This window comes from Mycobacterium sp. NPDC003449, from assembly GCF_053588415.1.
In genome coordinates this window covers 1-23,361 of the sequence record NZ_JBSFPX010000041.1, presented here as the reverse complement: position 1 = coordinate 23,361, position 23,361 = coordinate 1, and the positions used below count along the sequence as shown (strand labels likewise).

The window sequence follows — 23,361 nt, the reverse complement described above, 5'->3', positions numbered from 1 at the left end:
ATCAGACCGGGGCGTTCAGCCGCGCCGGAGCACCGGCACGCAGGTAGCGCCCCGATTTCGCGGTGGTCCCGTAGCCGTCGCGGAACTCGCCGTTGCGGAACACCACGGCGCCGTTGACGGCGGTCGCGACGACGGCGCCGTCGTTGCGGTTCACCATGCGGCTCAGCCCGCCGTAGAACGGGACAGTCTCCTCGTGGTAGGCGTCGACCGCGTCGTCGAGTCCGGCCGGGTCGATCACCACGAAGTCGGCCCGCTCCCCCTCGCGCAGGGTGCCCGCGTCGACCCCGAACCAGTCGGCGACCTCGGCGGTCAGCCGGTGCACGGCGTGGGTCGTGGTCAGGAACGGGCGCCCGGCCAATTGGGCGTCGCGAACCCGCTTGAGCATCCGCAGCGGATAGTTGTAGAACGCCATATTGCGAAGGTGCGCACCGGCATCCGAGAACCCCATGTGCACCGAGGGCTCCTTGGCCAGCTTGTCGAGCTGGCGGGGCCGGTGGTTGGCGACGACGGTGGTCCAGCGCACGTTGCGTTCGCCGTTTTCCACCAGCACGTCCAGGAAGGCGTCGAGCGGGTGGATGCCGCGGTCGTCGGCGATCTCGCCGAAGCTCTTGCCGATCAGGGTCCGGTCCGGGCATTCGACGATGGTGGCGTCGTGAAAATCGCGGTGCCACAAGGTCGGTCCGAGTTTGCGGCGGTCGAACGAGCGGCGGAACCGGCGCCGGTACTCGGGGTCGGCGAGCAGCTTGTTGCGCTCGAGCTGGTCTTTGAGATGCAGGGCCGCGGTGCCCGCGCCGAACTCCTCGAAAACCGGCAGATCGATCCCGTCCGAATACAACACGAACGGCACCGGCAGATGCTGAAAGCGCACCTTGGCGTTCAGGATCCGGTTCAGCAGCCGGGTCCCCCGGCCCAGCACATGCACCGCGGGCGGCGAGGACTTGGCGTCGGCCGAGACCAGCAGGCTGACCCGCACCCCGCGCCTGCGGCCGAACCAGCCGCTGCTCTCCAGAAAGAAGTTCAGCGCTTCCTGCGCCTTGGCGACGTTGGGTGCGCTCTGCAGCACCCGGCCCCGCTTGCGCAGCACCTTGATCAGCCGCTTGCGTTCACGCCAGCTCGCGAACGTCGACGGCAGCGCGCGGGACCGGAACCGGTCACCGTCCAGTTTGTCGATCGCGGCGTCCATCCCGGACATGCCGAGCATCCCGGCGCCCAGCGCCTCGTCGAGTTTGTCGGCCATCGCCTCGAGCTCGGCGTCGGTGGGGGTCACGCCGCGCGTGGTGGCGCGATCCAGCCCGAGCACCGAGGCTCGCAGATCCGAATGCCCGAGCATCGAGGCGACGTTGGGGCCGAGCGGCAGCTCGTCGATGGCCTTGACGTACTCGGCCGGATTCGTCCACGTCCGATGCTGCTGCAGGGCGCCCAGCACATACCTCCGCGGCACCGCCTCGACCCGGCTGAACAGGTCGGCGGCGTCCTCGCTGTCGGCGTACACGGTGGACAGCGAACACATGCCAAGCAGCACGGTGGTGACGCCGTGGCGGACCGATTCGCGCAGGCCCGGATCGAGCAGAACCTCGGCGTCGTAGTGGGTGTGCACATCGATGAAACCGGGGACCACCCACTTGCCCGCGGCGTCGATGACCTCGGGGCAGCCGGTCTCGTCGAGCGGCCCCGCCGACACCGTGGCCACCACACCGTCGCGGATGCCGAGGGTTCTCACCTGCGGCGACCGGCCGGTGCCGTCGAACCAGAGACCGTTGCGCACGATGACGTCGTAGGACATGACGCCACGCTAGCTTAGATAGTGAGTGATCACAATCTTTCTTTGAAGAATGCGACGGTCCGATCCACGCCGGACGCCAGCTCGACGTGCGGCTGCCAGCCCAGCAGCTCGCGGGCCCGGGAGATGTCCAGCTTGGAACGCCGCAGGTCACCGAGCCGCGGCGGATGGAACTCCGGCTCGTCGGGGGCGCCGGCGGCTTTCGCGATCGCGGTGTGCAGCGCCCGGGTCGAGGTTTCGACCCCGGTCCCGACGTTGAACCTCAGGCCGCCGCCCTCGCTGCCCGACGCCTTCACGAAGGCGTCCACGACGTCATCGACAAACACGTAGTCACGGGTGTCGCTGCCGTCGCCGAAGATCTTGGTCGGCCGGCCCGCCAACAGCGCCTTGGCGAAGATCGCCACCACGCCCGCCTCGCCGTGCGGATCCTGGCGCGGACCGTAGACGTTGGCCGGCGCGATGTGCGAGCAGTCCAGGCCGTACAGGTTGCGGTACATGTTGAGGTACACCTCGCCTGCGACCTTGCCCGCCGCATAGGGCGACGCCGGATTGGTCGGGATGTCTTCACTGGTCGGATAGACCGGCGGGGTGCCGTACACCGAGCCGCCCGACGAGGTGTGCACGATCTTGCGCACCCCGGCCTGCCGGGCCGCCTCGGCCAGCCGGACCGTGCCGACCACGTTGACCGTCGAATCGAACGGCGGATCGTCCACCGAGCGCTTCACCGAGATCTGGGCGGCCAGGTGGAAGATCACCTCGGGTTTGACCTCGCCGAGCAGGCCGAGCAGATCGGCGTCGACGATATCGGCCTTGACCAACTCGAAGCCCGCGCTGTTGTCGGCGTCCGCCAGGTTCTCGATTGCCCCCGAGCTGAGATCGTCGAGGCCGACGACGCTGTGCCCGTCCGCCAACAATCGATCTACCAGCGTCGATCCGATGAATCCTGCTGCCCCTGTCACCAGTGTTCGCACGGTCACACCGTACAGTCGGCAAGAGTGAACTGGGTCCCCCGTACCGCCGCGGCACTGATCGTGGTGCACCTCGTGGTCCGGGGTGTGGTGGCTTTCGAGGGCTATTTCTACTGGGACGACCTCATCCTGATCGGCCGGGCCGGCACCCAGAATCTGCTGTCGCCGTCGTTCCTGTTCGACGATCACGACGGGCATGTCATGCCCGGCGCCTTCCTGGTGGCCGGGGCGATCACCCGGCTGGCGCCGTTCTCCTGGGTGCTGGCGGCGTCGAGTCTGGTGGCGCTGCAGCTGCTGGCCTCGCTGGCGCTGCTGCGCGCGCTGTGGGTGATCCTGGGCTGGCGCCCGGTGCTGCTGGTGCCGCTGACCTTCGCGTTGTTCACCCCGCTGGGAGTGCCGGGTTTCAGCTGGTGGGCGGCCGGCCTGAACTCGCTGCCGATGCTGGCGGCGCTGGCCTGGGTGTGCGGTGAGGCCGTCCTGCTGGTCCGCACCGGGGCCCCGCGCCACGTCGTGACGGGTGTGGCGGTGTATCTGGGTGGGCTGCTGTTCTTCGAAAAGGCCGCGGTGATCCCGTTCGTCGCGTTCGCGGTGGTGGCGCTGCTGGGGTATGTGACAGGAACATTCGGAGTCCGCGACGAGTGGCGGCGCGGGCTGCGGCTCTGGGTGGGCTGCCTCGCGCTGACCGTGGCCTGGATCGGCGTGTACCTCGTCGTCGTCGACCAGAGACGGTGGAGTTTCGACCTGGGCATGACCTGGGATCTGCTGAGCCGCTCGGTGACCCACGGCATCGTTCCCGGCCTGGTGGGCGGCCCGTGGTCGTGGCAGCGCTGGGCCCCGGCCTCGCCGTGGGCCACCCCGCCGGGGGCGGTGATGGTGCTGGGCTGGCTGGGTCTGGCCGCCGTGCTGGCGGTGGTGTTGATCCGCAAGCGCCGGATCTGGCCGGTGCCCGCGGTCGCGGTCGGCTATGCCGTGGCCTGTCAGGTGCCGATCTACCTGATGCGCTCATCGCGGTTCACCGCGCTCGAACTGGCCCAGACCCTGCGCTACCTGCCCGATCTGGTGGTGGTGCTGGCCTTGCTGATGGCGGTCGGGTTCTGCGCGCCGAACCGGGCCGTCCCCCGCTTGGACGCTTCGCGCGCCCGCACCGTCGTCGTTGTCGCCGCGGCGATCGCCTTCGTCGCGAGCAGTCTGTATTCGACGGTGACGTATCTGCGGGTGTGGCGCGACAGCCCGGTGCAGGCCTACCTCGACAACGCCCGCGCCGGCCTGGCCGCCACATCCGATGCGCCGCTGCTGGACCAGGAGGTCGACCCGTTGATCCTGCAGCGGGTGGCCTATCCGGAGAACATGGCCAGCCACCTGTTCGCGCTGACCCGGCCGAGACCGGAATTCGCCTCGGCGACAACCGATTTACGGATGTTCGACCGCGCGGGCCACCTGCTCGACGCGAAGGTGACCTGGGTGCGCACCCTGCTCGCGGGGCCCGAACCGCACTGCGGGCACCTGGTGCAGCCCGACGCGCCGGTGGTCATGCCGCTGGACGGGCCGCTGCTGCCCGCCGACTGGACCGCCGAGATCAACTACCTGGCCAACAGCGACGGGTCCCTGACGATGTCGCTGGGCGAGGGCCCGGAGACCAAGGTGCCGGTGCGGCCGGGGCTCAACCGGGTGTTCGTCAGGCTCCCCGGGGCCGGCGACGCGATCTTGGTGCGGGCCAACACCTCCGCGCTGTCGGTGTGCATCTCCCCCGGCCCGGTCGGGTTCCTGGCGCCCTAGACCAGCGGTCTGCCGGTGCGGATCCGCCAGTCCAGGTCCTTGAGCAGGACGTTGAACGGGAACTGCCGCAGGAACGCCGGCATCAGGTGGTTGGCGGTGCGCAACACCCGGATGATCCGGTTGAACCGCCGCTCCCGCTGCGCATCCCAGGGCAGGCGCATCTCGTCGCGGAACCGTTGCGGCAGAAAGCCGGTGGTGATCAGGCCGGCCAGCTCCTCGGACCGGCGTTGCAGCGGGCCGGGCAGGGCCAGCCCCCGCATCCGGGCCACCGCGATCGGATACAGGTACTCGCGCACCGCATCGTCGATGTGGACGTTGTCCAGGTTCCGGTGCCAGTACGCGTCGAAGGCGGCGCGGTCGGCCGGCCACATGTCCTCCGGGACCTGCAGGGTGGTGCCCAGCGCCATCCCCTCGCGGTAGTGCCGGTCGGCCGTCTCGTCGTCCATCTCGCCGATGAACATCCGGTACACGTCGACCCCGCCCTTGTACAGGCAGGCGGCCACCCACATCTGCAGGTCCTTGTCGAAGGCGTGGTATTTCACCGGGCTGTCCTCGGTCGAATAGACCTGGGCGTGGGCCCGGTTGACGGCCTTGCGGAAGGCGGCCTTCTGCTCATCGCTGCCGAGGGTGGCCACCGCCAGGTAGGTGAAGGTGGTCCTGGCCCGTTTGATCGGGTGCAGGTCCACCCGCCCACTCTCGACCCGGCTCTCCATGACGCCGTAGCCGACGCCCGGCCGGGCCAGCTGCATGATCACGTTGGCCGGGCCGGCCAGCAGGGCCACCCCCATCAGGCCGTCGTCGATGCTGGCCCCGCGCCTGCGCCGGCTGCCAGGGCCGCTCGGACCTGCGGATTCGCCCATCGCCCGCTCGACATGCCGAACCGGTTCACTGACCGTCATGGTCACCCCCATCCAAAACTGCGAACGTGTGTTTCCTGATATTGGCCCGCCGGGGTGACGGCTGTCAAGATGTCTGAATGGCGCCTGTGCGCCCCTACCGGGGCATCGAAGCGGCCGACCGCCTCGCCCAGCGCCGCGGCCGGCTGCTGAGCGCGGGGCTGGACCTGCTGGGCGCCGAGCACACCGACCTGACCGTCCGGGCGGTCTGCCGCACGGCCGGGCTGGCCGCGCGGTACTTCTACGAGAGCTTCACCGACAAGGACCAGTTCGTCGCCGCGGTCTACGACTGGGTGATCGGCGATATCGCCGCGTCCACTCAGGCCGCCGTCGCCGCCGTGCCGCTGCGCCAGCAGACCGCGGCCGGGATGGCCAATGTCGTGCGCACTATCGCCGACGACCCCAGGGTGGGCCGGCTGCTGTTCAGCACCGAACTGTCCAACGACGTGCTGGCCCGCAAGCGGGCCGAGTCCATCTCGTTCTTCGCGGCGCTGCTCAGTCAGCACACCGGCGACGCATTGCGGCTGCGGGAGAACGACACCGTCAAGGCCACTTCGCATTTCGCGGTCGGCGGCGTGACGCAGACCATCAGCGCGTGGCTGGCCGGCGAAATCGACTTCACCCCGGAGCGGCTCGCCGAGCATCTGCGGTCGATGCTCGACGATCTGGCCGGACCCCAGGTGCCCCGGCCGTGACCGGACCCGGCCTGTACCGGCCCGGCCCGGCCCTGGCCGGCCACATCGACTTCTTCGGATACTGGCGGCGTTCGGACGGGGTGACCCACCGCAGCCGGGCCCTGCCCCGGGGCGCGGCGACCGTCATCATCGACCTCAGCGACCGCCGCCACATCGACTTCTACGCCGCCGACGGCACCACCCGGCTCGACGTCGCGTCGGCATTCGTCGCGGGTGCGGGCGCCACCTCATACGTCACCCAGATCGACCCGGCGCAGACGGTCATGACGATCCACTTCCGGCCCGGTGGCGCGGCGGCCTTCCTGGCCACGCCGCTGGGGGATTTGGAGAACACCTGCGTAGGGCTCGCCGACATCTGGGGCGGCCGGTGGACCGCCCTGCACCAACGGTTGATCGAGACACCGTCGGTGCGAACGCGTCTCGCGCTGCTCGAAGAGTTCCTGCTGCGGCGGATGCGGCCGCGCGACAGTACCGTCGCGACGGTACTGGACGCGGTCGAGCGGCGGCCGTCGATGCGCGTCGCTGATGCCGGCGCGCTGGTGGGCGCCAACCCGAAGCGGCTGATCGCACTGTTCCGCGACGAGGTCGGCCAGACCCCCAAGACCTACCTGCGGGTCCGGCGGTTACAGGCCGCGCTGCGCCGCCTGGACTCCGATGCGGGGCGCGGAGCCGATATCGCCGCCGATCTGGGCTATTTCGACCAGGCCCATTTCGTCCGGGAATTCCGGGCTTTCACCGCGATGACGCCGACGCAGTACGCCAGGCGCCGGATGTGGCTGCCCAGCCATGTCGGGCTCAGCCCGTCCCGGTGAACCGTCGGAGCGTGGTCGGCGACCAGCCCGGGTCACCGGTGCCGGCATAGCGCACCCAGGCGCCATGCATCTCGGCGGCCAACCCGGCGGGCAGTTCTCCTGGGCCGAGCAGCGCACCGGGGCCGCGCAACACATCCAGGCCGGTATTTCCGAACACGAACGGCAGCTCCATCGCGTGTGCCGCGCCCAACTGTCCGTCCACCGCCCCCGACCGCCAACCGAATTCATAGCGATGGGTCGGCGCCGCAGCGTTCTGCGCGCGCAGTTCGGCCATCCGCCCGCTTCCGGTCCGGAACAACGCGTCACCCAGGACGGCGGCACGCAGTTCGCCGTACCCCGCGCCCGGGTGCCGGGTCCGGTAGCTGTCCACCAGGGCGTCGGGATCGGGGTGCACGTGCGCGGCGACCTCGCGCACATCGGCTGGCGTGGAGGTGTCGAACTTGCCCTGCGGCACCAGGTACAGGTTGCCCTCCTCGGTGGTGGTGCCGATGAGCAGCGCGACCCGGGGATGTGCCGATTCCGCCGGCTGACGCTCGGCCACCAGGCTGAACGGGCTGAGCCCGACCAGCGGGTCGAACCTGTCGCCGGTCCGCAGGTCCAGTCCGGCCAGCTCGGGCACCACATCGGCCAGCTGCGCATCCGAGCGCCCGTCGAAGTCGGCGAGCGTGGGCGCCACCCCGAGGGCAGCGGCCGCCGCGCGGGTGACCCGACCGGCCTGCTCGGCGGAGAACGCGCCGAAACCGTTGCCGCTCTGCATGATCGCCCGCCGCATCAACCGATCCGCCTGCGGGTCGGCGAGAACCCCCGCGGTGATGGTGGCACCCGCCGACTGGCCGAACAGCGTGACATTGTCGGGGTCGCCGCCGAATGCGGCGATGTTGGCCCGCACCCATCGCAGGGCGGCGATCACGTCGAGCAGCCCCCGGTTGGCCGGTGCCCCCGGCAGATCCAGGAATCCGGCGATACCGAGCCGGTAGGTGACCGTCACCAGGACGACGCCGTCGCGGGCGAATGCGGCGCCGTCGTAGAGCGCGGCGTGCGCCGAGCCGGAGACGAAGCCGCCGCCGTGCACGAACACCATGACCGGCGCCTGCCGCACTCCCCGGCGGGCCCACACGTCGACGGTGAGGTAGTCGGGGTCGCGGACCCAGCCGGGTCCGAAGAACGGTGACATGTCCAGGCGCCCGAATCCGCCCCGGCGGGGCTGCGGCGCCGTCGGATACGGCTGCGCCGCAGCCCGCACACCCCGCCACGGCTCATGCGGCGCCGGAGCGGCGAACCGGCCCGACTCGGATGGTGGTGCGGCATAAGGGATGTTGAAGACGGCGACGTCACCGGCGACCTGGCTGCCGCGGACCGCGCCGGATGCGGTGTCGACGACCGGCTCAGACATGGGCGCTCACCCGCTCGAACGGCGCCCACGCCTTGACGGCGAACCGGTTCCCGTCCCGCACCACCTCGGCCCCGCCGTGCCCACCGAGATGCGCGGGAAACACCAGCGTGTTCGTATCGGCCGCCTCGCCGAGCACCCGGTGCCGGGTGGCGCGGGCCTGCCCGGGATCCTCGCAGAAGCAGCTGTTGGTGTCGGGTTCGACGAACTGCAGGGCGGTGTGCAGCATATCGCCGACGAACACCGCACGGTCGGCCCCCGACCCCAGCCGCAGCACCGACGAACCGGGGGTATGCCCGGGGGCCAGCTCCAGCGTCAGATTGGCGTCGATCTGGAAGGTATTGTCCCACAATGTGGTTTGGCCCGCGGCGTGCACAGGTGCGACGCTGTCGGTGAACACGTTGTCGTGCGCAGGGTCCGCGGCGGGCCGGTTGTCCGGATTCCAGAACTCGAAGTCCCGGCGCGGCATGAGGTAATCGGCGTTCGGGAAGGTCGGCACCCAGTTGCCGTCGTCCAGGTAGGTGTTCCAGCCGACGTGATCGACGTGCAGGTGCGTGTTGATCACCAGGTCGACGTCCTCGGGGGCCACGCCGGCCGCGGCGAGGTTCGCCAGGAAGCCGGTGTCGAGGTGGTGCCATACCGGCGTGAGCGGCCGTTCCTTGTGGTTACCCACCCCGGTGTCGACCAGGATGGTCCGGCCTTCGCTGCGCAGCAGCCAGGTCTGGATGGCCGAGATGCACGCATCGGCCGCCGGGTCGTAGAAATCGGGCGCCAGCCAGGGTTCGTTGCGCCGCCACGCCCCCTCGGGGCTCTCCGGGAAGAAGGTCTCCGGCGACATCTCGACGGAGCCGTAGTACTCCATGACCCGGGTGACTGTGACGTCACCCAACACGATTTGGTTCATGTCGCCAGCCTGCGGGTCTGCCGCCGGGGCAACCAGACCTGGGCCTGCCTACCCCTGGCAGGGTCAGGCAGCCGGCGCAGGCACGGCGCATAGTGGTGTGATGACCACTGGACAACTCGGCGAGTTCCTGCGCGCCCGGCGGGCCAGGCTCAGCCCCGAGGACGCCGGCCTGCCCCGGTTCGGTGAACGCCGCCGGGTGTCGGGGTTGCGCCGCGAGGAGCTCGCGCAACTGGCCGGGGTGAGCGCGTCCTACTACACCCGCCTTGAGCAGGGGCAGTCGGTGAACGCATCCGACGCAATCCTGGAGGCGCTGGCCGGTGCCCTGCAGTTGGACGCCCACGAGCGCAGGCATCTGCACGAACTCGCCGCGCAGCGTCCCAGGCCGACCCGTCGACCCCCGGTGGAGCGGGTCGGCGCACTGACCCGGGATCTGCTGCGCTCGCTGGACAACCTGCCCGCCCTGGTGGTCGGGCGGCGCACCGACATCCTGGCCTGGAATCGACTGGGGCACGCCTTGTTCGCCGGTCATCTCGACCCGGCCTCGGTGGACCGCCCAGCCGAGCGGCCCAACCTGGGTCGGCTGCTGTTTCTCGATCCGCACACCCGCGACCTGTACGTGGACTGGCCGCGCAAGGCGCGCGCGGTGGTCGGCAATCTGCGCCTGGTCGCGGGCCGCCATCCCGAGGACGCCCTGCTGGCCGGGCTGATCGGTGAACTGTCCATGCAGAGCCCCGAGTTCGTGTCGCTGTGGGCCGATCACCGGGTCAAGCCGTGCGAGGCGGACACCTACGACCTGCGCCACCCCCTGGTCGGCGGGTTCACCGTCACCCAGCAGAACCTCAGGGTCGCCCGCAACCCCGAGCAGTCCCTGTGCCTGGTGACGACCGCGGAGGGATCCGCCTCCGCCGACACCATGGCGCTGCTGGCCCGCTCGATCGAGGGCAAAAATATCCAAGACCGCCCGGTGGCCGAGCGCGCATGATGGCGCCATGACTGATTCCGGACAAGCCGTCGCCGACACCGGGCTGCTGGTCGCCGCCATCCGGGCCGAGGAATCCCGGCGCGAGGACCGGCTTTTCGTCGATCCGTTCGCCGAGCGCCTGGCCGGGGAGGCCGGCAGGCGCCTGCTCACCGAGGCACTGGCCGCGACCGGCGAGAAGACGACGCTGCAGATCGTCGTCCGCACCAGGTTCTGGGATGAAGCACTGCTGCGCGCGGTAGGCCGGGTGGACCAGGTCGTCATCCTCGCCGCCGGGATGGATGCCCGGGCCTACCGGTTGCCCTGGCCCACCGGCACCACCATCTACGAACTCGACCAGCCCGCCGTGATCGCCGCGAAAGACCGGCTGCTGGCCGGTGACGAACCGCGGACCCGGCGGGTGGCGGTCGGGGTCGATCTGGCCGAGGAGTGGACCGTCGCGCTGCGGGCCGCCGGATTCGACCCGAACCGGCCCGCGGTCTGGCTGATCGAGGGGCTGCTGCAGTATCTGGACGAGCCCGCGGTGCACACCGTGTTCGAGCGCGTCGACGCGATGTCGGCGCCCGGCTCGGTGCTGTTGTACGACATCGTCGGCAAGACCCTGCTGGATTCGGTGCTGCTGGCCGCGGTCCGCACCTCGATGGCCGAGAGCGGCGCACCGTGGCTGTTCGGCACCGACGAACCGGGTGAGCTGAGCGGACGGCTCGGCTGGTCGGCCACCGTCACCGACGTGGCCGAGCCGGGCAACGCCTGGAACCGGTGGTTCGCCCCCGCGGTGCCGCTCGACGTTCCCGGTGTCCCGCGCGGCTACTTCGTCGAGGCGACCAAACCGGCCTGATCCGCGGGCGGCCTGCGGTCGGCCGAGGTCATCGGCGTCGCGTGCGCCTCGTCATCGGTGAATTCCCTGGTCCAGCACGCGAATTCCAGGGTGATGCCGTCCGGGTCGAAGAAGTAGAACGAGCGCACATAGACACCGGGGTGCAGCGTCGCCGAAACCTGCATGGCGCTGTTGTCGTGGTTGAGCACCGGACCCACCCGAACCCCCTTGGCCTTGAGCTTGCCCCGGTACTCGTCGAACTTCTCGGCGGGCACGTGCAGGGCCAGGTGGTTCATCGATCCGGTGGCGCTGACGATCTCACCGATCCCCGGGATAGCGGCCGGCGCCGAGATCCCCGGGACACCGTCGGGCGCATCACGGAACCAGAAGAACGCCACGCAGTCGCCGTTGCCGACGTCGAAGAAGAAGTGCTGGCCGATTCCACCGGGCAGATCCAGCGATTTGATCAGCGGCATCCCCAGCACGTTGCTGTAGAAGTCGACCGTGCGTTCCATATCCGAACACACCAGCGCCACATGGTTGATTCCGCCGAATTCGAATTCGTTGTTGGGATTGTCGGGCTTGATCACGTCGGGACTCCTTCGGTGCGAAAGTGCCGATACCTGGCGCCGCTCCAGAACTGAATCTAACATCAGATTCAGATACGATCAACGTCCGTGCGCGTGCGAGAGGGGTCCGGTGACCGTCAGTCCCCGTGAACAGTTGCCGACCGCGCGCGGGCGCCAGACCCAGGCCGCGATCGACACCGCCGCCCGAACCGTGATCGCCCGCAAGGGCATTCTGGCCGCGACGATCGCCGATATCGCCACCGAGGCGGGCCGCTCGACGGCATCGTTCTACAACTATTACGACTCCAAAGAAGCCATGGTCCGCGAATGGGCGCTGCGGTTCCGCGACGAGGCCCGCGAACGGGCCCGCGCGGTGGCCGTACCCGGCCTGACCGACCGGGAACGGTCCTACCAGGCCGTCTCGGCACACTGGACGACCTACCGGCACCGGCTGGCCGAGATCATCAGCGTGTCGCAGCTCGCGATGATCAACGACGACTTCGCCAGATACTGGGCCGAGATCTGCGAACTTCCCATCGCGCTGATCACGAGTATGGTCGAACACGCTCAGCGGCAAGGGTTCTGCCCCGACGACGACGCTCACCTGACCGCTGTCGCCCTGGTGTCGATGCTCAACCAGTTCTGCTACACCAAACTCTCCGGCGGCAACGCCGACGATGTCGACGACGAGGCGTGCATCACCACGCTGGCCAACATCTTCCACCGGACCATCTACCACAAGGAGGATCCGCGAGCATGAGCAGAACGCCGGGAACATCGGCGGCCGCGGGGGTCATCCGCGAATTCATCGGCGTGGAGTCACCGACCGCACGCCGGGCCGGAGCGGGAGGCCATCCCTGCCAAGGCATCTACTACCGCGGCGTGGGCCGCAAACCCAAGGTGGCGTTGATCGCCACCCACTACCAGATCGACTTCTCCGAGCACTACCTCGCCGACTACATGGCCACAAGGGGCATCGGCTTCCTGGGCTGGAACACCCGGTTCCGGGGCTTCGAGAGCAGCTTCCTCCTGGACCACGCGCTGGTGGACATCGGCGTCGGGGTCCGCTGGCTGCGTGAGGTCCAGGGCATCGAGACCGTTGTCCTGCTCGGCAATTCGGGTGGCGGCTCGCTGATGGCGGCCTACCAGGCCCAGGCCGTCGACCACCACATCACCCCGCTCGAGGGGATGCGCCCGGCGGCGGGCCTGACCGATCTGCCCCGCGCCGACGGGTATGTGGCCAGCGCGGCGCACCCCGGGCGCCCGGAGGTGCTGACCGCGTGGATGGACGCGGCCGTGGTCGACGAGAACGACGCGGTCGCCACTGATCCCGGCCTCGACCTCTTCGACAGCCGCAACGGCCCGCCGTATACCGAGGACTTCGTCACCCGGTACCGCGCGGCCCAGACCGCCCGCAACGAGGCCATCACCGACTGGGCCGAACAGGAACTCAAACACGTTCAGGCGGCCGGATATTCGGACCGCCCGTTCACCGTCATGCGAACCTGGGCCGACCCCAGGATGGTGGACCCGACGATCGAACCCACCCGGCGCCAACCCAACCTGTGCTACGCGGGCGTCCCGGCCAAAGCCAACCGCTCGGCGCGCGGTATCGCCGCGGCCACCACGCTGCGCAACTGGCTCGGGATGTGGAGCCTGCGCCGCGCCCAGACCAGGGCCGAACCCCATCTGGCCAGAATCGACTGCCCGGCGCTGGTGATCAACGCCGACCAGGACACCGGGGTGTATCCGTCCGACGCCCAACGGATCTACGACGCCCTGGCCGGGCCGGACAAAACCCGGTGTTCGATCGACACCGACCACTACTTCACCACCCCTGGCGCGCGCAGCGAACAAGCCGACACCATCGCCAGGTGGATCGCACGGCGGTGGCGGTGAACCCCGGCCCGATGCGGGTGCTGGCCCACTTCGTCCCCGGCGACCGGATCCTGGATCTCATTGCCCCGCACCAGGACTGGCTGGACGTCCGGTTCTGCGCCGAGGACGACGACAAGACCTTCTACCGCGAGCTGCCCGAGGCGGAGGTGCTCTGGCATGTGCTGCGCCCGGTGTCCGGCGACGATCTGCAGCGGGCGTTGCGGCTGCGCCTGGTGCACAAACTCGGTGCCGGGGTCAACACGATCGACGTCGACACCGCGACGCGCCTCGGCATCCTGGTGGCCAATATGCCGGGGGCGAACTCCGCGTCGGTCGCCGAGGGGACGGTGCTGTTGATGCTGGCCGCACTGCGGCAACTGGTCGACCTGGACCGCTACACCCGCGACGGTGCGGGCTGGCCGCCCGATCCCGCACTCGGCGAGACGGTGCGCGATATCGGCGGCTGCACGGTCGGGCTCGTCGGCTACGGCAACGTGGCCAAGCGGGTCGAGCGGATCGTCACGGCGATGGGCGCCGAGGTGGTGCACACCAGCACCCGCGACACCGGCCACCCACGCTGGCGCACCCTGCCCGAGCTGCTGGCGACCAGCGATGTGGTGTCGCTGCACCTGCCGCTGACCGAGGCCACCCGTGGGCTGCTCGGCCCCGAGGCGATCGCCTCGATGAAACCGGGGGCCGTCATCGTCAACACCGCGCGGGGACCGATCGTGGACGAACCGGCGCTGCTCGACGCGCTGGGCACCGGGCAGATCGGGGCGGCCGGCCTGGACGTGTTCGAGGTCGAGCCGATCCCGGCCGGCCACCCACTGCTGGGGCTGGAGAATGTGGTGCTCACCCCGCACGTGGCCTGGTACACGGTGGACACCATGCACCGGTACCTGACCGCGGGGATCGAGAACTGCCGCCGGATTCGCGACGGCCAACCCCTCGAAAACATCGTCAACGAGGCCGGCTAAGCCGCCTAAGTGGTGCAGGTCACCCCGATGTAGGCTCGGGTTCAACCGACCGGTTATTCGGGAGATGGCCCTAACGGAGGAGACGCATGCCCCTCGCAATCCTGTCCGAGCACACCGCCCTGGCCGATTCGGTCCGGTCGTTCGTCGAGCGGGTGGCACCGTCCGAGGTGCTGCACGAGGCACTGGACGCCGATAACGACACCCCGATCACCAATCCGCCGTCCTACTGGAAGGCCGCGGCCGGCCAGGGGCTCTCCGGGGTCCACCTGTCCGAATCCGTCGGCGGGCAGGGGTTCGGCATCCTCGAGCTGGCCATCGTGCTGGCCGAGTTCGGCTACGGCGCGGTGCCGGGTCCGTTCGTCCCTTCGGCGATCGCGAGTGCGCTCATCGCCGCCAACGACCCCGACGCCAAGGTCCTCAGCGAGCTGGCCTCGGGTGACACCGTCGCCGCCTACGCCATCGACTCCGGCCTCACCGCGACCCGGCACGACTCGGGGCTGGTGATCCGCGGCGAGGTGCGGGCCGTACCTGCCGCGGCGCAGGCCTCGATCCTGGTGCTGCCGGTCGCCGGGCTGAACGAGGAAAGCTCCGGTGAGGAATGGGTGATCCTGGACGCCGAGCAGCTGGAGATCGAACCCGTCCGCAGCGTCGACCCGCTGCGGCCGCTGGCACATGTGCGGGCGAACGCGGTGGAGGTCACCTCCGAGGAGGAACCGGCCCGGGTGCTGTCGAACCTCAGCCGGCCGCTGGCCCGTGCCCTGATGGCCACGCTGCTGTCGGCCGAGGCCGTCGGCGTCGCCCGCTGGGCCACCGACACCGCGACCGAGTACGCCAAGATCCGCGAACAGTTCGGCAGGCCCATCGGCCAGTTCCAGGCCATCAAACACAAGTGCGCCGGCATGATCGCTGATACCGAGCGGGCCACCGCCGCGGTCTGGGATGCCGCCCGGGCCCTCGACGAGGTCGGTGAGAACGGCTCGCAGGACCCGCGTTTCGAGTTCGCCGCCGCGGTGGCGGCCACCCTGGCACCCGCCGCGGCGCAACAGTGCGCACAGGACTGCATCCAGGTGCACGGCGGTATCGGCTTCACCTGGGAACACGACGCCAACGTCTACTACCGGCGCGCGCTGGTGCTCGCGGCGAGCTTCGGCCGGGCCGCCGACTATCCGCAACAGGTTCTCGACACCGCGACCAGCACCGGCATGCGGACCGTCGACATCGACCTCGATCCCGACACCCAGAAACTGCGCGACGAGATCCGCGCGGAAGTCGCTGCCCTCAAAGCACTCTCGCGCGGCGCCGAGCGCAACACCGCGATCGCCGAGGGCGGCTGGGTGCAACCGCACCTCCCCAGGCCGTGGGGCCGGGCGTCCGAGCCGATCGAGCAGATCATCATCGCCCAGGAGTTCGCCGCGGGCCGGGTCAAGCGCCCCCAGATGGGCATCGCCGCCTGGATCATCCCGTCGATCGTGGCCTACGGCACCGATGAGCAGCAGCAGCGTTTCCTGCCGCCCACGTTCCGCGGCGAAATGATCTGGTGCCAGCTGTTTTCCGAACCGGGTGCGGGGTCGGACCTGGCCGGCCTGAGCACCAAGGCGACCAAGGTCGACGGCGGCTGGCGGATCACCGGTCAGAAGATTTGGACCACCGGTGCGCAGTACTCGGCGTGGGGCGCGCTGCTGGCGCGCACCGATCCCAAAGCGCCGAAACATCAGGGCATCACCTATTTCCTGCTCGATATGACATCGCCCGGCGTAGAGGTCAAACCGCTGCGGGAACTGACCGGCAACGCGATGTTCAACACGGTGTTCATCGACGATGTGTTCGTGCCCGACGAGATGGTGCTCGGCGAGGTCGACCGGGGCTGGGAGGTCAGCCGCAACACGCTGACCAACGAGCGGGTGTCGATCGGCAGCAGCGAGCCGCCGTTCCTGGCCAACCTCGACCAGTTCGTGGAATTCCTGCGCGACGGCCACTTCGACCAGATCGAGCAGAACCACGCCGGCCGGTTGATCGCCCAGGGCCACGCCGCGAAGGTGCTCAACCTGCGGTCCACCCTGCTCACGCTGGCCGGTGGCGACGCCATGCCCGCGGCGGCGATCTCCAAGCTGCTGTCGATGAAGACCGGCCAGGGCTACGCCGAGTTCGCGGTGGCCTCGTTCGGCACCGACGGGGCGATCGGCGACCCCGAGCAGGACCCGGGTCGTTGGGCCGGCTATCTGCTGGCCAGCCGGGCCACCACGATCTACGGCGGCACCACCGAGGTGCAGCTCAACATCATCGCCGAGCGGCTGCTCGGCCTGCCCCGCGACCCCTAACCTCCTCCAACCTCCTCCCGCGAGCAGACGCAAAACTGTCCATTTCCCCGTGGAAATGGACAGTTTTGTGTCTGCTCGCCGTCTTGACGAATGGGGCGAACGTTCGTACGTTTGTGAACCATGTCATGGTCCACCGAGGATCTCGTCGACGACAACGTGCCGTTGTGGGTGCAGCTCGCCAATCGGTTCCGGGCCGGGATCGACGCCGAGGAGTTCCTCGAAGGCGACGTCCTCCCCTCGGAATCCCAGATCGTCGCACGGTTCCGGGTTAGCCGGTCCACCGCTCGAAACGCGCTCAACCAACTCGAGCACGAAGGACTCGTCCTGCGCAGATCGGGTAAAGGCACCACCGTCCTTCCCCCCAAGGTGGAGCAACCGCTCAACCTGCTCAGGAGCTTCTCCGAGGACATGCGCCACCGCGGCCTAGAACCCGGCTACGGCAGGCTGCGGGTGTACTGCGACGAGATGCCCACCGCCGCGGCGGGTGCGCTCGGCGGTGCGGCAGGCGAACCCACGCTGCGGGTGGAACGTCTGCTGCTCGCGAACGGGTCGGCGATCGCGCTGAGCACGTCGTGGCTCGCGCCGGCGGCGGTGCCTGCCAGGACCCCGGTGGACAATCATCCCCTGTTGGAGAAGTCCCTGTACGGGTGGCTCGAGGCGGTGCACGAGATCCGGATAGCCGGCGGCACCGAGGTCATCGAGGCCGCCGTCACCGACAAACCCCTCGCGGCCGCACTCGACGTCGCGGTCGGCAGTCCGCTGCTGGTCGCGACCCGCACCGCCCGTGCGGTCGACGGGGCGCCGATCGAATACGTGGAGCGTCAGTACCGCGCCGATCGCTATCGCTACCGCATCGAACTCGTGAGACCGTGATGATCCGGGCACTGTTCGTCGGCGACGCCAGCTGGGATACCACCATCGTTACCGGCCACCTCCCGGAAGCCGACGAAAAAGTGGTGGTACCAGAACTTTTCGACGGCCCAGGCGGGGTCGCCGCCAATGCCGCCATGGCCTTCGCGCGTACCGGCGCAGCCGCCGAGATCTGCACCGCCATCGGTGACGACCTCGCCGGCGCCGAGATCGTCGCCGGGTTACGGCGAACCGGCCTGACGGTGACCGCGGAACGATTGTCCGGCCGGTCATCGCGTGCGGTCACGGTGCTCGCCGACGGATGCGGCGGTGAGAAACGACTCTTCCTGGCCCCGGGGCAGGCGATGTACCCCTCGGCCTCGGCGATCCGGTCCATCGACCTGACCGGCGTCGGGTGGGTGCACACCGCGCTCTACGACCTCGTCGCCGGAATCGACCTGGCCGCGCGATGCCGGCAAGCCGGTGTCCGATTCTCCGTCGACCTGGAGCCCGCGACGATTCCTGCCGATGCGTCGGCACTGGCACCGGCGCTGCGCGGATGCGCGGCAGTCATGGTCAACCGCCGGGCGATGACGGCGCTCGGCCCCGACGGCCCGGCCTGGCTGGCCGGTCTGGTTGCCGGCGAGATCGTCGAAACGCTCGGCTCCGACGGGGTACGCATCGCCACCGCCGGCCGGTCATACGACATCGGTGCCCCGGCGCTCGCATACGACCCGGTCGACACCACCGGCGCCGGAGACGCGTTCGCCGGCTGGTACATCGCCGAACTGCTGGCCGGGCACCCACCGGTCGCCGCAGCCGAAACCGCGGTAGCCGCTGCCACATACAGCGTTCAACGTCTCGGCACCTACCCGTCCTACCCGGACCGCAACGAACTCGCCGCCTTCCTCGGCGGCCACCGCAACAGAAAGGCAACACCTTGACCGCCCCTGTCGTTATGCCGGAGAAACCGAGTGCACTCGGAGCGTTGTTCGACGAATCCCACCCGATCATCGGTGTCGTCCACCTGCGCCCGCTTCCGGGCTCGCCGCTCTACGACGGTGAACACGTCGGCGACATCTATGCCGCGGGCGTTCGCGACGCGAAAACCCTTGCGGCCAGCGGGATCGACGGCATCATGATCGAGAATGCCAGCGACCAGCCGTTCCTGCGACCCGACGACATCGGGCCGGAGACCGTTGCCGGCCTGACCGCCGCGGGCTCCGAGATCCGCAATGCGGTCGATGTACCCCTCGGCATCACCTGCGTGGCCAACGGGGCGATTCCCGGCTTCGCTGTCGCGAAAGCTATTGACGCCAAATGGGTCCGAGTCAACCAGTGGGCCAACGCCTATGTGGCCAACGAGGGCTTCCTGAACGGGGACGCGGCCAAGGCACTGCGCTACCGCAACGCGATCGGTGCCCGCGACATCAAGGTGCTCGCCGATGTGCACGTGAAATTCGGCGCCCACGCCATCACCTCAGACCGCAGCATCCCCGAACAGGCGGCCGATGCGGAATGGCACCTGGCCGACGTCCTCATCGCGACCGGCACCCGAACCGGGTCTCCCACCGAGCCCGGGGAAGTCGAGGACGTCCGACGAGGAACTCAACTGCCGGTGATCGTCGGGTCGGGTATGAACCCCGAACAGTTGAACACGTTGTTCGCGGTCGCCGACGGCGCCATCGTCGGCCAGTGGCTCAAAGTCGATGGCCGCTGGTGGAATCCGGTCGACCAGGAGCGTGCGGAGCGGCTCGTCGCCGCGGCACGCGAGTTCCGGAGCGCCTCAGGTGGCTGATCCAACGGTCGGCACCGACATCTTCGACGTCGACGGCGTCGAACAGGCCGTCGTCCTCCTGCTCTGCCGGCGCAGGTACGAGATCCGCGGCGCGATCGCCCGCGATGCGGCGAATAACGTTGTCGCGCTGTTCGATACGCTGCGCGAGGAAGGATGGAGCACCTCGGTCGCCGGGATGTTCGGCGACGCGTGCCCGGCCGAGGTGTATGAGACCGGGTTCGCCCACGACATCGACGTGATCCTCGCGCTCGAGGCCCCGACGATGGCCGCGGCGTACCACGGAGCCGACCGTCTGGAGCAAGCCGGCTGGTCGAGGCTGTTCCGCACCGAATGGAACATCGGGCGACGCGAATTCAGCCCGGTGCCGTCCAGCCGGGGCCGCGACGCCACCGCCCCGTGGAACATGTTCGCCCTGTGGGAATGGAACGACGCATGGCAGGCCGCAACCCCCGAGCAGCGTCGCGAGTACGACATCGAATGCGATCGGGCGTTCCGGTCCGATATCGACTCGGGCGTCAGCATCGCCGGGCGGCACCGGCTCGACGCCCAGTCGACGTGGCATCACCTGGGGATGTGGGAGGCACCGACTTTCGGCCACATCACCGATGGGATTGCCGTCCACGAAGAGGTCGCCGACCTCATGTTCACCACCTCCAGACACTACGTCGGGCACCGGCGCCTGGCAGCCGACTACTTCGGAGCCGTCGCATGAATGACACCCTCTGGATCCACCACGCCCGTCCCAGGAGCGGCTGGTACCGCCTCCCCGAGCAGGAGCGCCGAGCACTGCGGGCGCGCTGGTCGGCGCTCGACGCGCAGGCCACCACCGGTGGTGCCGTGCGGATAGGCGATTACGCGGTACGCGGGCAGAGCGACTTCGCCACAGTGGAGGTCTGGCAGTTCGCCACACCCGAAGACATCCACGGTTTCTGGGAACGGCGGGTCGCCGCCGACTACGCGGTGTGGTTCGCCTTCGCCAACCAGGTCGGCGTTTCCGCGCCGCCAGCTGCCGAGGAGCAGCCATGACCACCCCGCCGACTCTTCGCGCCGAGGCCATCTCGAAGCGCTACGGTCAGGTCACCGCACTGGACGGCGCCGACCTGGAGGTTCGCGGCGGCCAGGTGTGCGCGCTCATCGGTGACAACGGCGCGGGTAAGTCGACCCTGGTGAAAATCCTGTCCGGGGCCGAAACACCGGACGGCGGCGCGATTTATCTCGACGGCGAGGCCGTCACCATGGCCTCGCCCAGCGCGGCCCAGGACCTCGGGGTATCGACGGTGTTCCAGGATCTGGCCCTGGCCTCCGATATCGGCCCGGCCGACAACTTCTACCTGGGCCGCGAACTGCTTAGGGGTGGGCGGCTGGCACGGATGTTCGGGGTCACCGACCGCAAGCGGATGGCCGCCACGGCCCGCGAGGAATTCGCCAGGCTCGGCGTGAATCTCAAGTCGATGAACGTTGCGGTCGGTTCGCTGTCGGGTGGCCAGCGCCAGTCGATCGCGATCGCCCGGGCCGCCGCATGGGCGGACAAGGTCATCATTCTCGACGAGCCGACCGCCGCGCTCGGCGTCGTGCAGACCGACCGGGTGCTGCGCCTGGTACGGACCGTGGCCGACCGCGGGCTGGCCGTGATCCTGGTGACGCACAACATGACACACGTCGTCGAGGTCGCCGACTCGGTACAGGTCCTGCGGCTCGGGCGTCGCGTCGCGACGTTCGACCGGGGCCAGAGCACCGTCGAGAAGCTGGTCGCCGCCATGACCAGCGACACCGCCGCGCAGAAGGAGAGCGAAGGACGATGACGAACAGTGCACCGGCCGCCCCCTTGTCAGCCGTCGTTCCGGACGTCGAAACACCCAGCGCATCAACCCGGTTCAAACATATCCTGGGCAGCGGATGGATTCTGATCCTGCTCGTCGCCATGCTCGCCACGTTCACGATGCTGCGGCCCGGCCAGTTCGCGACGCCGTTCAACCTGACCACCCTGGCCATCGACGCCGCGATCCTGCTGGTCCTCGCGGTCGGACAGGCCTTCGTCATCATGACCGCCGGTATCGACCTGTCGGTCGGATCGGTCCTGGTGTTCTCCTCGGTGGTCTGCACGCTGACCATGCTCGCCATGTCGGGGGATTCGACGGAAACCTACGGCCAGACCGACGCCGGCTGGCTCGTCATCGCCGTCGGGGCACTGGTCGCAGTCGCGGCGGGAACGGTGTGGGGTGTGATCAACGGCCTGCTGGTGTCCCGAACCCGAATACCGGCGCTCATCGTCACGCTCGGCACCATGGGGATGGCACTCGGCGCAGCCCAGTTGCTCACCAACGGCCAGGATGTCCGCGGTGTTCCGGAGAAGCTGGTGAACGTGATCGGCTCCGGGAAGCTTGCCGGCATTCCGGCGCTCGTCGTCATCGCCGCCGTGGTGGCCGTCGTCGCGGGTCTGGTGCTGCGCAAGACCCGATTCGGTACCTGGACCCTGGCGACCGGCTCCAATGCCGAGGCCGCAAGGCGGTCCGGAGTCAAGGTGCGCAATCAGCTGCTGAAGGTCTATGCGATCGCGGGTGCGCTGGCCGGACTGGCCGGCATCATGGCCGTGGCGAGGTTCTCCACCACCACCATCGCGGGCCACACCCAGGACAATCTCGCCACCATATCCGCGGTCGTGCTCGGCGGAACCAGCCTGTTCGGCGGGGTGGGCACCATCCCGGGAACCGTCATCGGTGTCTTCATCCCGGTCGTCCTGCTCAACGGGTTCATCATCCTCGGAATCCCGCCCTTCTGGCAGACGGTGGCGATGGGCGCGGTACTGATCGTCGCCGTGTGGATCGACCAGGCCAAACGGCACAAGAACACCCGTCTGTGAACCGCCTAGCCCCGAATCGTAAGGAACCGCAATGAAAAATCGACTGCTCATCCCGATCACCCTGCTCGCGTCGGGAGCGCTGGTGGCCTGTACCACCGGGACGGGTCCGCAGACCGGGTCCGGCGCACCGGCGAACGGTAACAACGTCGCCCTCGTCCTGGGCACCAGCGGCAGCCCGTTCTACGAGGCCATGGCCTGCGGAGCCAAGGATGAGGCCGGCAAGCTGGGGCTCAACCTGGATGTCAGTGCCGCGGCACAGTTCTCGGGCGACGCGCAGGTGCCGATCATCAACGCGGTCACCGCGAGCAAGCCCAGCGTGGCCGCCGTGGTACCCACCGACGAGCAGGCACTGGGCGCGCCACTGGGCAATCTGGTCTCGAACGGAACGCGGTTGATCACCGTCGATCAGACGTTGAGCCGCAACGACATCGTCGACAGCGCCATCACCACCGACAATGTGGCGGGCGGCGGACTCGCCGCCGGCGAGGTCAATACCCTCATCGGCGGCAAGGGCAAGGTCCTGGTCGTCACGCAGCCACCGGGGTCGAGCGCACAGGATCAGCGGGTCGAAGGGTTCGAGAAGGAGATCGCGACCTACGGCGGTATCGAATACCTCGGGCCCCAATATGCTTCGAACGACCCGCAGAAGGTCGCCCAGATCGTCACCGCGACCCTCGCCGCCCACCCCGACCTGACCGCCGTGTTCGCCACCAACGACCAGGGCGCCATCGGCGTCGTCACCGGGCTGCGACAGGCCGGGAAAACCGGTGACGTCAAGGTCGTCGCGTACGACGCCGCCACCGCCGAGGTCGACGGGCTCAAGAACGGCGCCATCCAGGTGCTCATCGCGCAGGACCCCACCACCGAGGGACGTCTCGCGATGCAGACCGCCAAGAAGATCATCGACGGCCAGGACGTCGACCCCGAGGTGCAGACCGACCTCATCACGATCCGAGCCGGCGAACTCGACAAGGCCGACCAATACGAATACAAGGCCGGCTGCTAGCCCACCTTGCGGCGCGACCCCTCTCACCATCCAGGCCCAGATCCTCGACCTGATCCGGGCCAAGGTCGACGACACCGGTTCGGCCGTCC

At 69.0% G+C, this 23,361-nt stretch carries 23 protein-coding genes; 17 read left to right on the top strand and 6 right to left on the bottom strand.

From position 1 onward, the window contains the following. Nucleotide 1: 1 nt before the first annotated feature. The gene (locus ACWDTP_RS13515; RefSeq protein WP_450020402.1) at nt 2-1,783 is read right to left on the bottom strand and encodes an N-acyl-D-amino-acid deacylase family protein; all 1,782 of its coding nucleotides are present in this window, start codon (nt 1,781-1,783) and stop codon (nt 2-4) included. A 29-nt stretch (nt 1,784-1,812) separates the two neighbouring features. Beyond that, complete coding sequence (locus ACWDTP_RS13510; protein WP_450020400.1) at nt 1,813-2,751, bottom strand: GDP-mannose 4,6-dehydratase; 939 nt, start codon at nt 2,749-2,751, stop codon at nt 1,813-1,815. Between the two features lie 24 nt (nt 2,752-2,775). On the opposite strand from ACWDTP_RS13510, the gene ACWDTP_RS13505 reads away from it, so the two are divergent. Then, nucleotides 2,776-4,524, top strand: a complete 1,749-nt coding sequence (locus ACWDTP_RS13505) for a hypothetical protein (RefSeq protein ID WP_450020398.1) — start codon at nt 2,776-2,778, stop codon at nt 4,522-4,524. On the opposite strand, the gene ACWDTP_RS13500 is transcribed toward ACWDTP_RS13505, so the two are convergent. Next, nucleotides 4,521-5,423: an oxygenase MpaB family protein gene (locus ACWDTP_RS13500; RefSeq protein WP_450020396.1), complete on the bottom strand. Its 903-nt coding sequence runs from the start codon at nt 5,421-5,423 to the stop codon at nt 4,521-4,523. The genes ACWDTP_RS13505 and ACWDTP_RS13500 overlap by 4 nt on opposite strands. 77 nt (nt 5,424-5,500) lie before the next feature. Between ACWDTP_RS13500 and ACWDTP_RS13495 the strand changes: the two genes are divergently transcribed. Then, nucleotides 5,501-6,115 carry a TetR/AcrR family transcriptional regulator gene (locus tag ACWDTP_RS13495; protein WP_450020394.1) on the top strand — a complete coding sequence of 205 codons (615 nt, stop codon included), beginning with the start codon at nt 5,501-5,503 and terminating at the stop codon, nt 6,113-6,115. Next, nucleotides 6,112-6,927 carry a helix-turn-helix domain-containing protein gene (locus ACWDTP_RS13490; protein ID WP_450020392.1) on the top strand — a complete coding sequence of 272 codons (816 nt, stop codon included), beginning with the start codon at nt 6,112-6,114 and terminating at the stop codon, nt 6,925-6,927. Before ACWDTP_RS13495 ends, ACWDTP_RS13490 begins: the two co-directional genes overlap by 4 nt. Here the strand turns inward: ACWDTP_RS13490 and ACWDTP_RS13485 are convergent. Then, nucleotides 6,911-8,320, bottom strand: coding sequence for a carboxylesterase/lipase family protein (locus ACWDTP_RS13485; RefSeq protein ID WP_450020390.1), 1,410 nt, complete (start codon nt 8,318-8,320; stop codon nt 6,911-6,913). The genes ACWDTP_RS13490 and ACWDTP_RS13485 overlap by 17 nt on opposite strands. Further along, nucleotides 8,313-9,221 (bottom strand): MBL fold metallo-hydrolase, encoded by a 909-nt coding sequence (locus tag ACWDTP_RS13480; RefSeq protein WP_450020388.1) that lies wholly within the window; start codon nt 9,219-9,221, stop codon nt 8,313-8,315. The genes ACWDTP_RS13485 and ACWDTP_RS13480 overlap by 8 nt, the downstream gene beginning before the upstream one ends. Before the next feature lie 100 nt (nt 9,222-9,321). Between ACWDTP_RS13480 and ACWDTP_RS13475 the strand changes: the two genes are divergently transcribed. After that, entirely contained in the window at nt 9,322-10,203 is an 882-nt protein-coding gene (locus ACWDTP_RS13475; protein ID WP_450020387.1) for a helix-turn-helix transcriptional regulator, read from the top strand. Nucleotides 10,204-10,210: 7 nt separating this feature from the next. Continuing rightward, nucleotides 10,211-11,038 (top strand): SAM-dependent methyltransferase, encoded by an 828-nt coding sequence (locus ACWDTP_RS13470; RefSeq protein WP_450020385.1) that lies wholly within the window; start codon nt 10,211-10,213, stop codon nt 11,036-11,038. Here the strand turns inward: ACWDTP_RS13470 and ACWDTP_RS13465 are convergent. Next, nucleotides 11,008-11,607, bottom strand: a complete 600-nt coding sequence (locus tag ACWDTP_RS13465; protein WP_450020383.1) for a VOC family protein — start codon at nt 11,605-11,607, stop codon at nt 11,008-11,010. The genes ACWDTP_RS13470 and ACWDTP_RS13465 overlap by 31 nt on opposite strands. Before the next feature lie 109 nt (nt 11,608-11,716). Between ACWDTP_RS13465 and ACWDTP_RS13460 the strand changes: the two genes are divergently transcribed. From ACWDTP_RS13460 to ACWDTP_RS13405, 12 genes are all read left to right on the top strand, one after another. Beyond that, nucleotides 11,717-12,346 (top strand): TetR/AcrR family transcriptional regulator, encoded by a 630-nt coding sequence (locus ACWDTP_RS13460; RefSeq protein WP_450020381.1) that lies wholly within the window; start codon nt 11,717-11,719, stop codon nt 12,344-12,346. Further along, nucleotides 12,343-13,485 (top strand): alpha/beta hydrolase, encoded by a 1,143-nt coding sequence (locus ACWDTP_RS13455; RefSeq protein ID WP_450020379.1) that lies wholly within the window; start codon nt 12,343-12,345, stop codon nt 13,483-13,485. Before ACWDTP_RS13460 ends, ACWDTP_RS13455 begins: the two co-directional genes overlap by 4 nt. 11 nt (nt 13,486-13,496) lie before the next feature. Beyond that, nucleotides 13,497-14,441: a 2-hydroxyacid dehydrogenase gene (locus ACWDTP_RS13450; protein WP_450020435.1), complete on the top strand. Its 945-nt coding sequence runs from the start codon at nt 13,497-13,499 to the stop codon at nt 14,439-14,441. 86 nt (nt 14,442-14,527) lie between these two features. After that, nucleotides 14,528-16,759, top strand: coding sequence for an acyl-CoA dehydrogenase (locus tag ACWDTP_RS13445; protein WP_450020377.1), 2,232 nt, complete (start codon nt 14,528-14,530; stop codon nt 16,757-16,759). 120 nt (nt 16,760-16,879) lie between these two features. Further along, on the top strand, nt 16,880-17,632 hold the full coding sequence (locus ACWDTP_RS13440; protein ID WP_450020375.1) for a GntR family transcriptional regulator: 753 nt from the start codon (nt 16,880-16,882) through the stop codon (nt 17,630-17,632). Next, entirely contained in the window at nt 17,632-18,552 is a 921-nt protein-coding gene (locus tag ACWDTP_RS13435; RefSeq protein ID WP_450020373.1) for a carbohydrate kinase family protein, read from the top strand. Before ACWDTP_RS13440 ends, ACWDTP_RS13435 begins: the two co-directional genes overlap by 1 nt. Nucleotides 18,553-18,566: 14 nt before the next feature. Further along, a complete protein-coding gene (locus tag ACWDTP_RS13430; RefSeq protein ID WP_450020371.1) occupies nt 18,567-19,406 on the top strand; it encodes a BtpA/SgcQ family protein in 840 nt (279 codons plus the stop codon). Next, complete coding sequence (locus tag ACWDTP_RS13425; protein ID WP_450020369.1) at nt 19,399-20,118, top strand: hypothetical protein; 720 nt, start codon at nt 19,399-19,401, stop codon at nt 20,116-20,118. The genes ACWDTP_RS13430 and ACWDTP_RS13425 overlap by 8 nt, the downstream gene beginning before the upstream one ends. After that, nucleotides 20,115-20,432: a hypothetical protein gene (locus ACWDTP_RS13420; RefSeq protein ID WP_450020368.1), complete on the top strand. Its 318-nt coding sequence runs from the start codon at nt 20,115-20,117 to the stop codon at nt 20,430-20,432. The genes ACWDTP_RS13425 and ACWDTP_RS13420 overlap by 4 nt, the downstream gene beginning before the upstream one ends. Further along, nucleotides 20,429-21,208 carry an ATP-binding cassette domain-containing protein gene (locus tag ACWDTP_RS13415; protein WP_450020366.1) on the top strand — a complete coding sequence of 260 codons (780 nt, stop codon included), beginning with the start codon at nt 20,429-20,431 and terminating at the stop codon, nt 21,206-21,208. The genes ACWDTP_RS13420 and ACWDTP_RS13415 overlap by 4 nt, the downstream gene beginning before the upstream one ends. Beyond that, complete coding sequence (locus ACWDTP_RS13410; RefSeq protein ID WP_450020364.1) at nt 21,205-22,266, top strand: ABC transporter permease; 1,062 nt, start codon at nt 21,205-21,207, stop codon at nt 22,264-22,266. Before ACWDTP_RS13415 ends, ACWDTP_RS13410 begins: the two co-directional genes overlap by 4 nt. A 31-nt stretch (nt 22,267-22,297) precedes the next feature. Next, complete coding sequence (locus tag ACWDTP_RS13405; protein WP_450020362.1) at nt 22,298-23,272, top strand: substrate-binding domain-containing protein; 975 nt, start codon at nt 22,298-22,300, stop codon at nt 23,270-23,272. Nucleotides 23,273-23,361 lie beyond the last annotated feature (89 nt).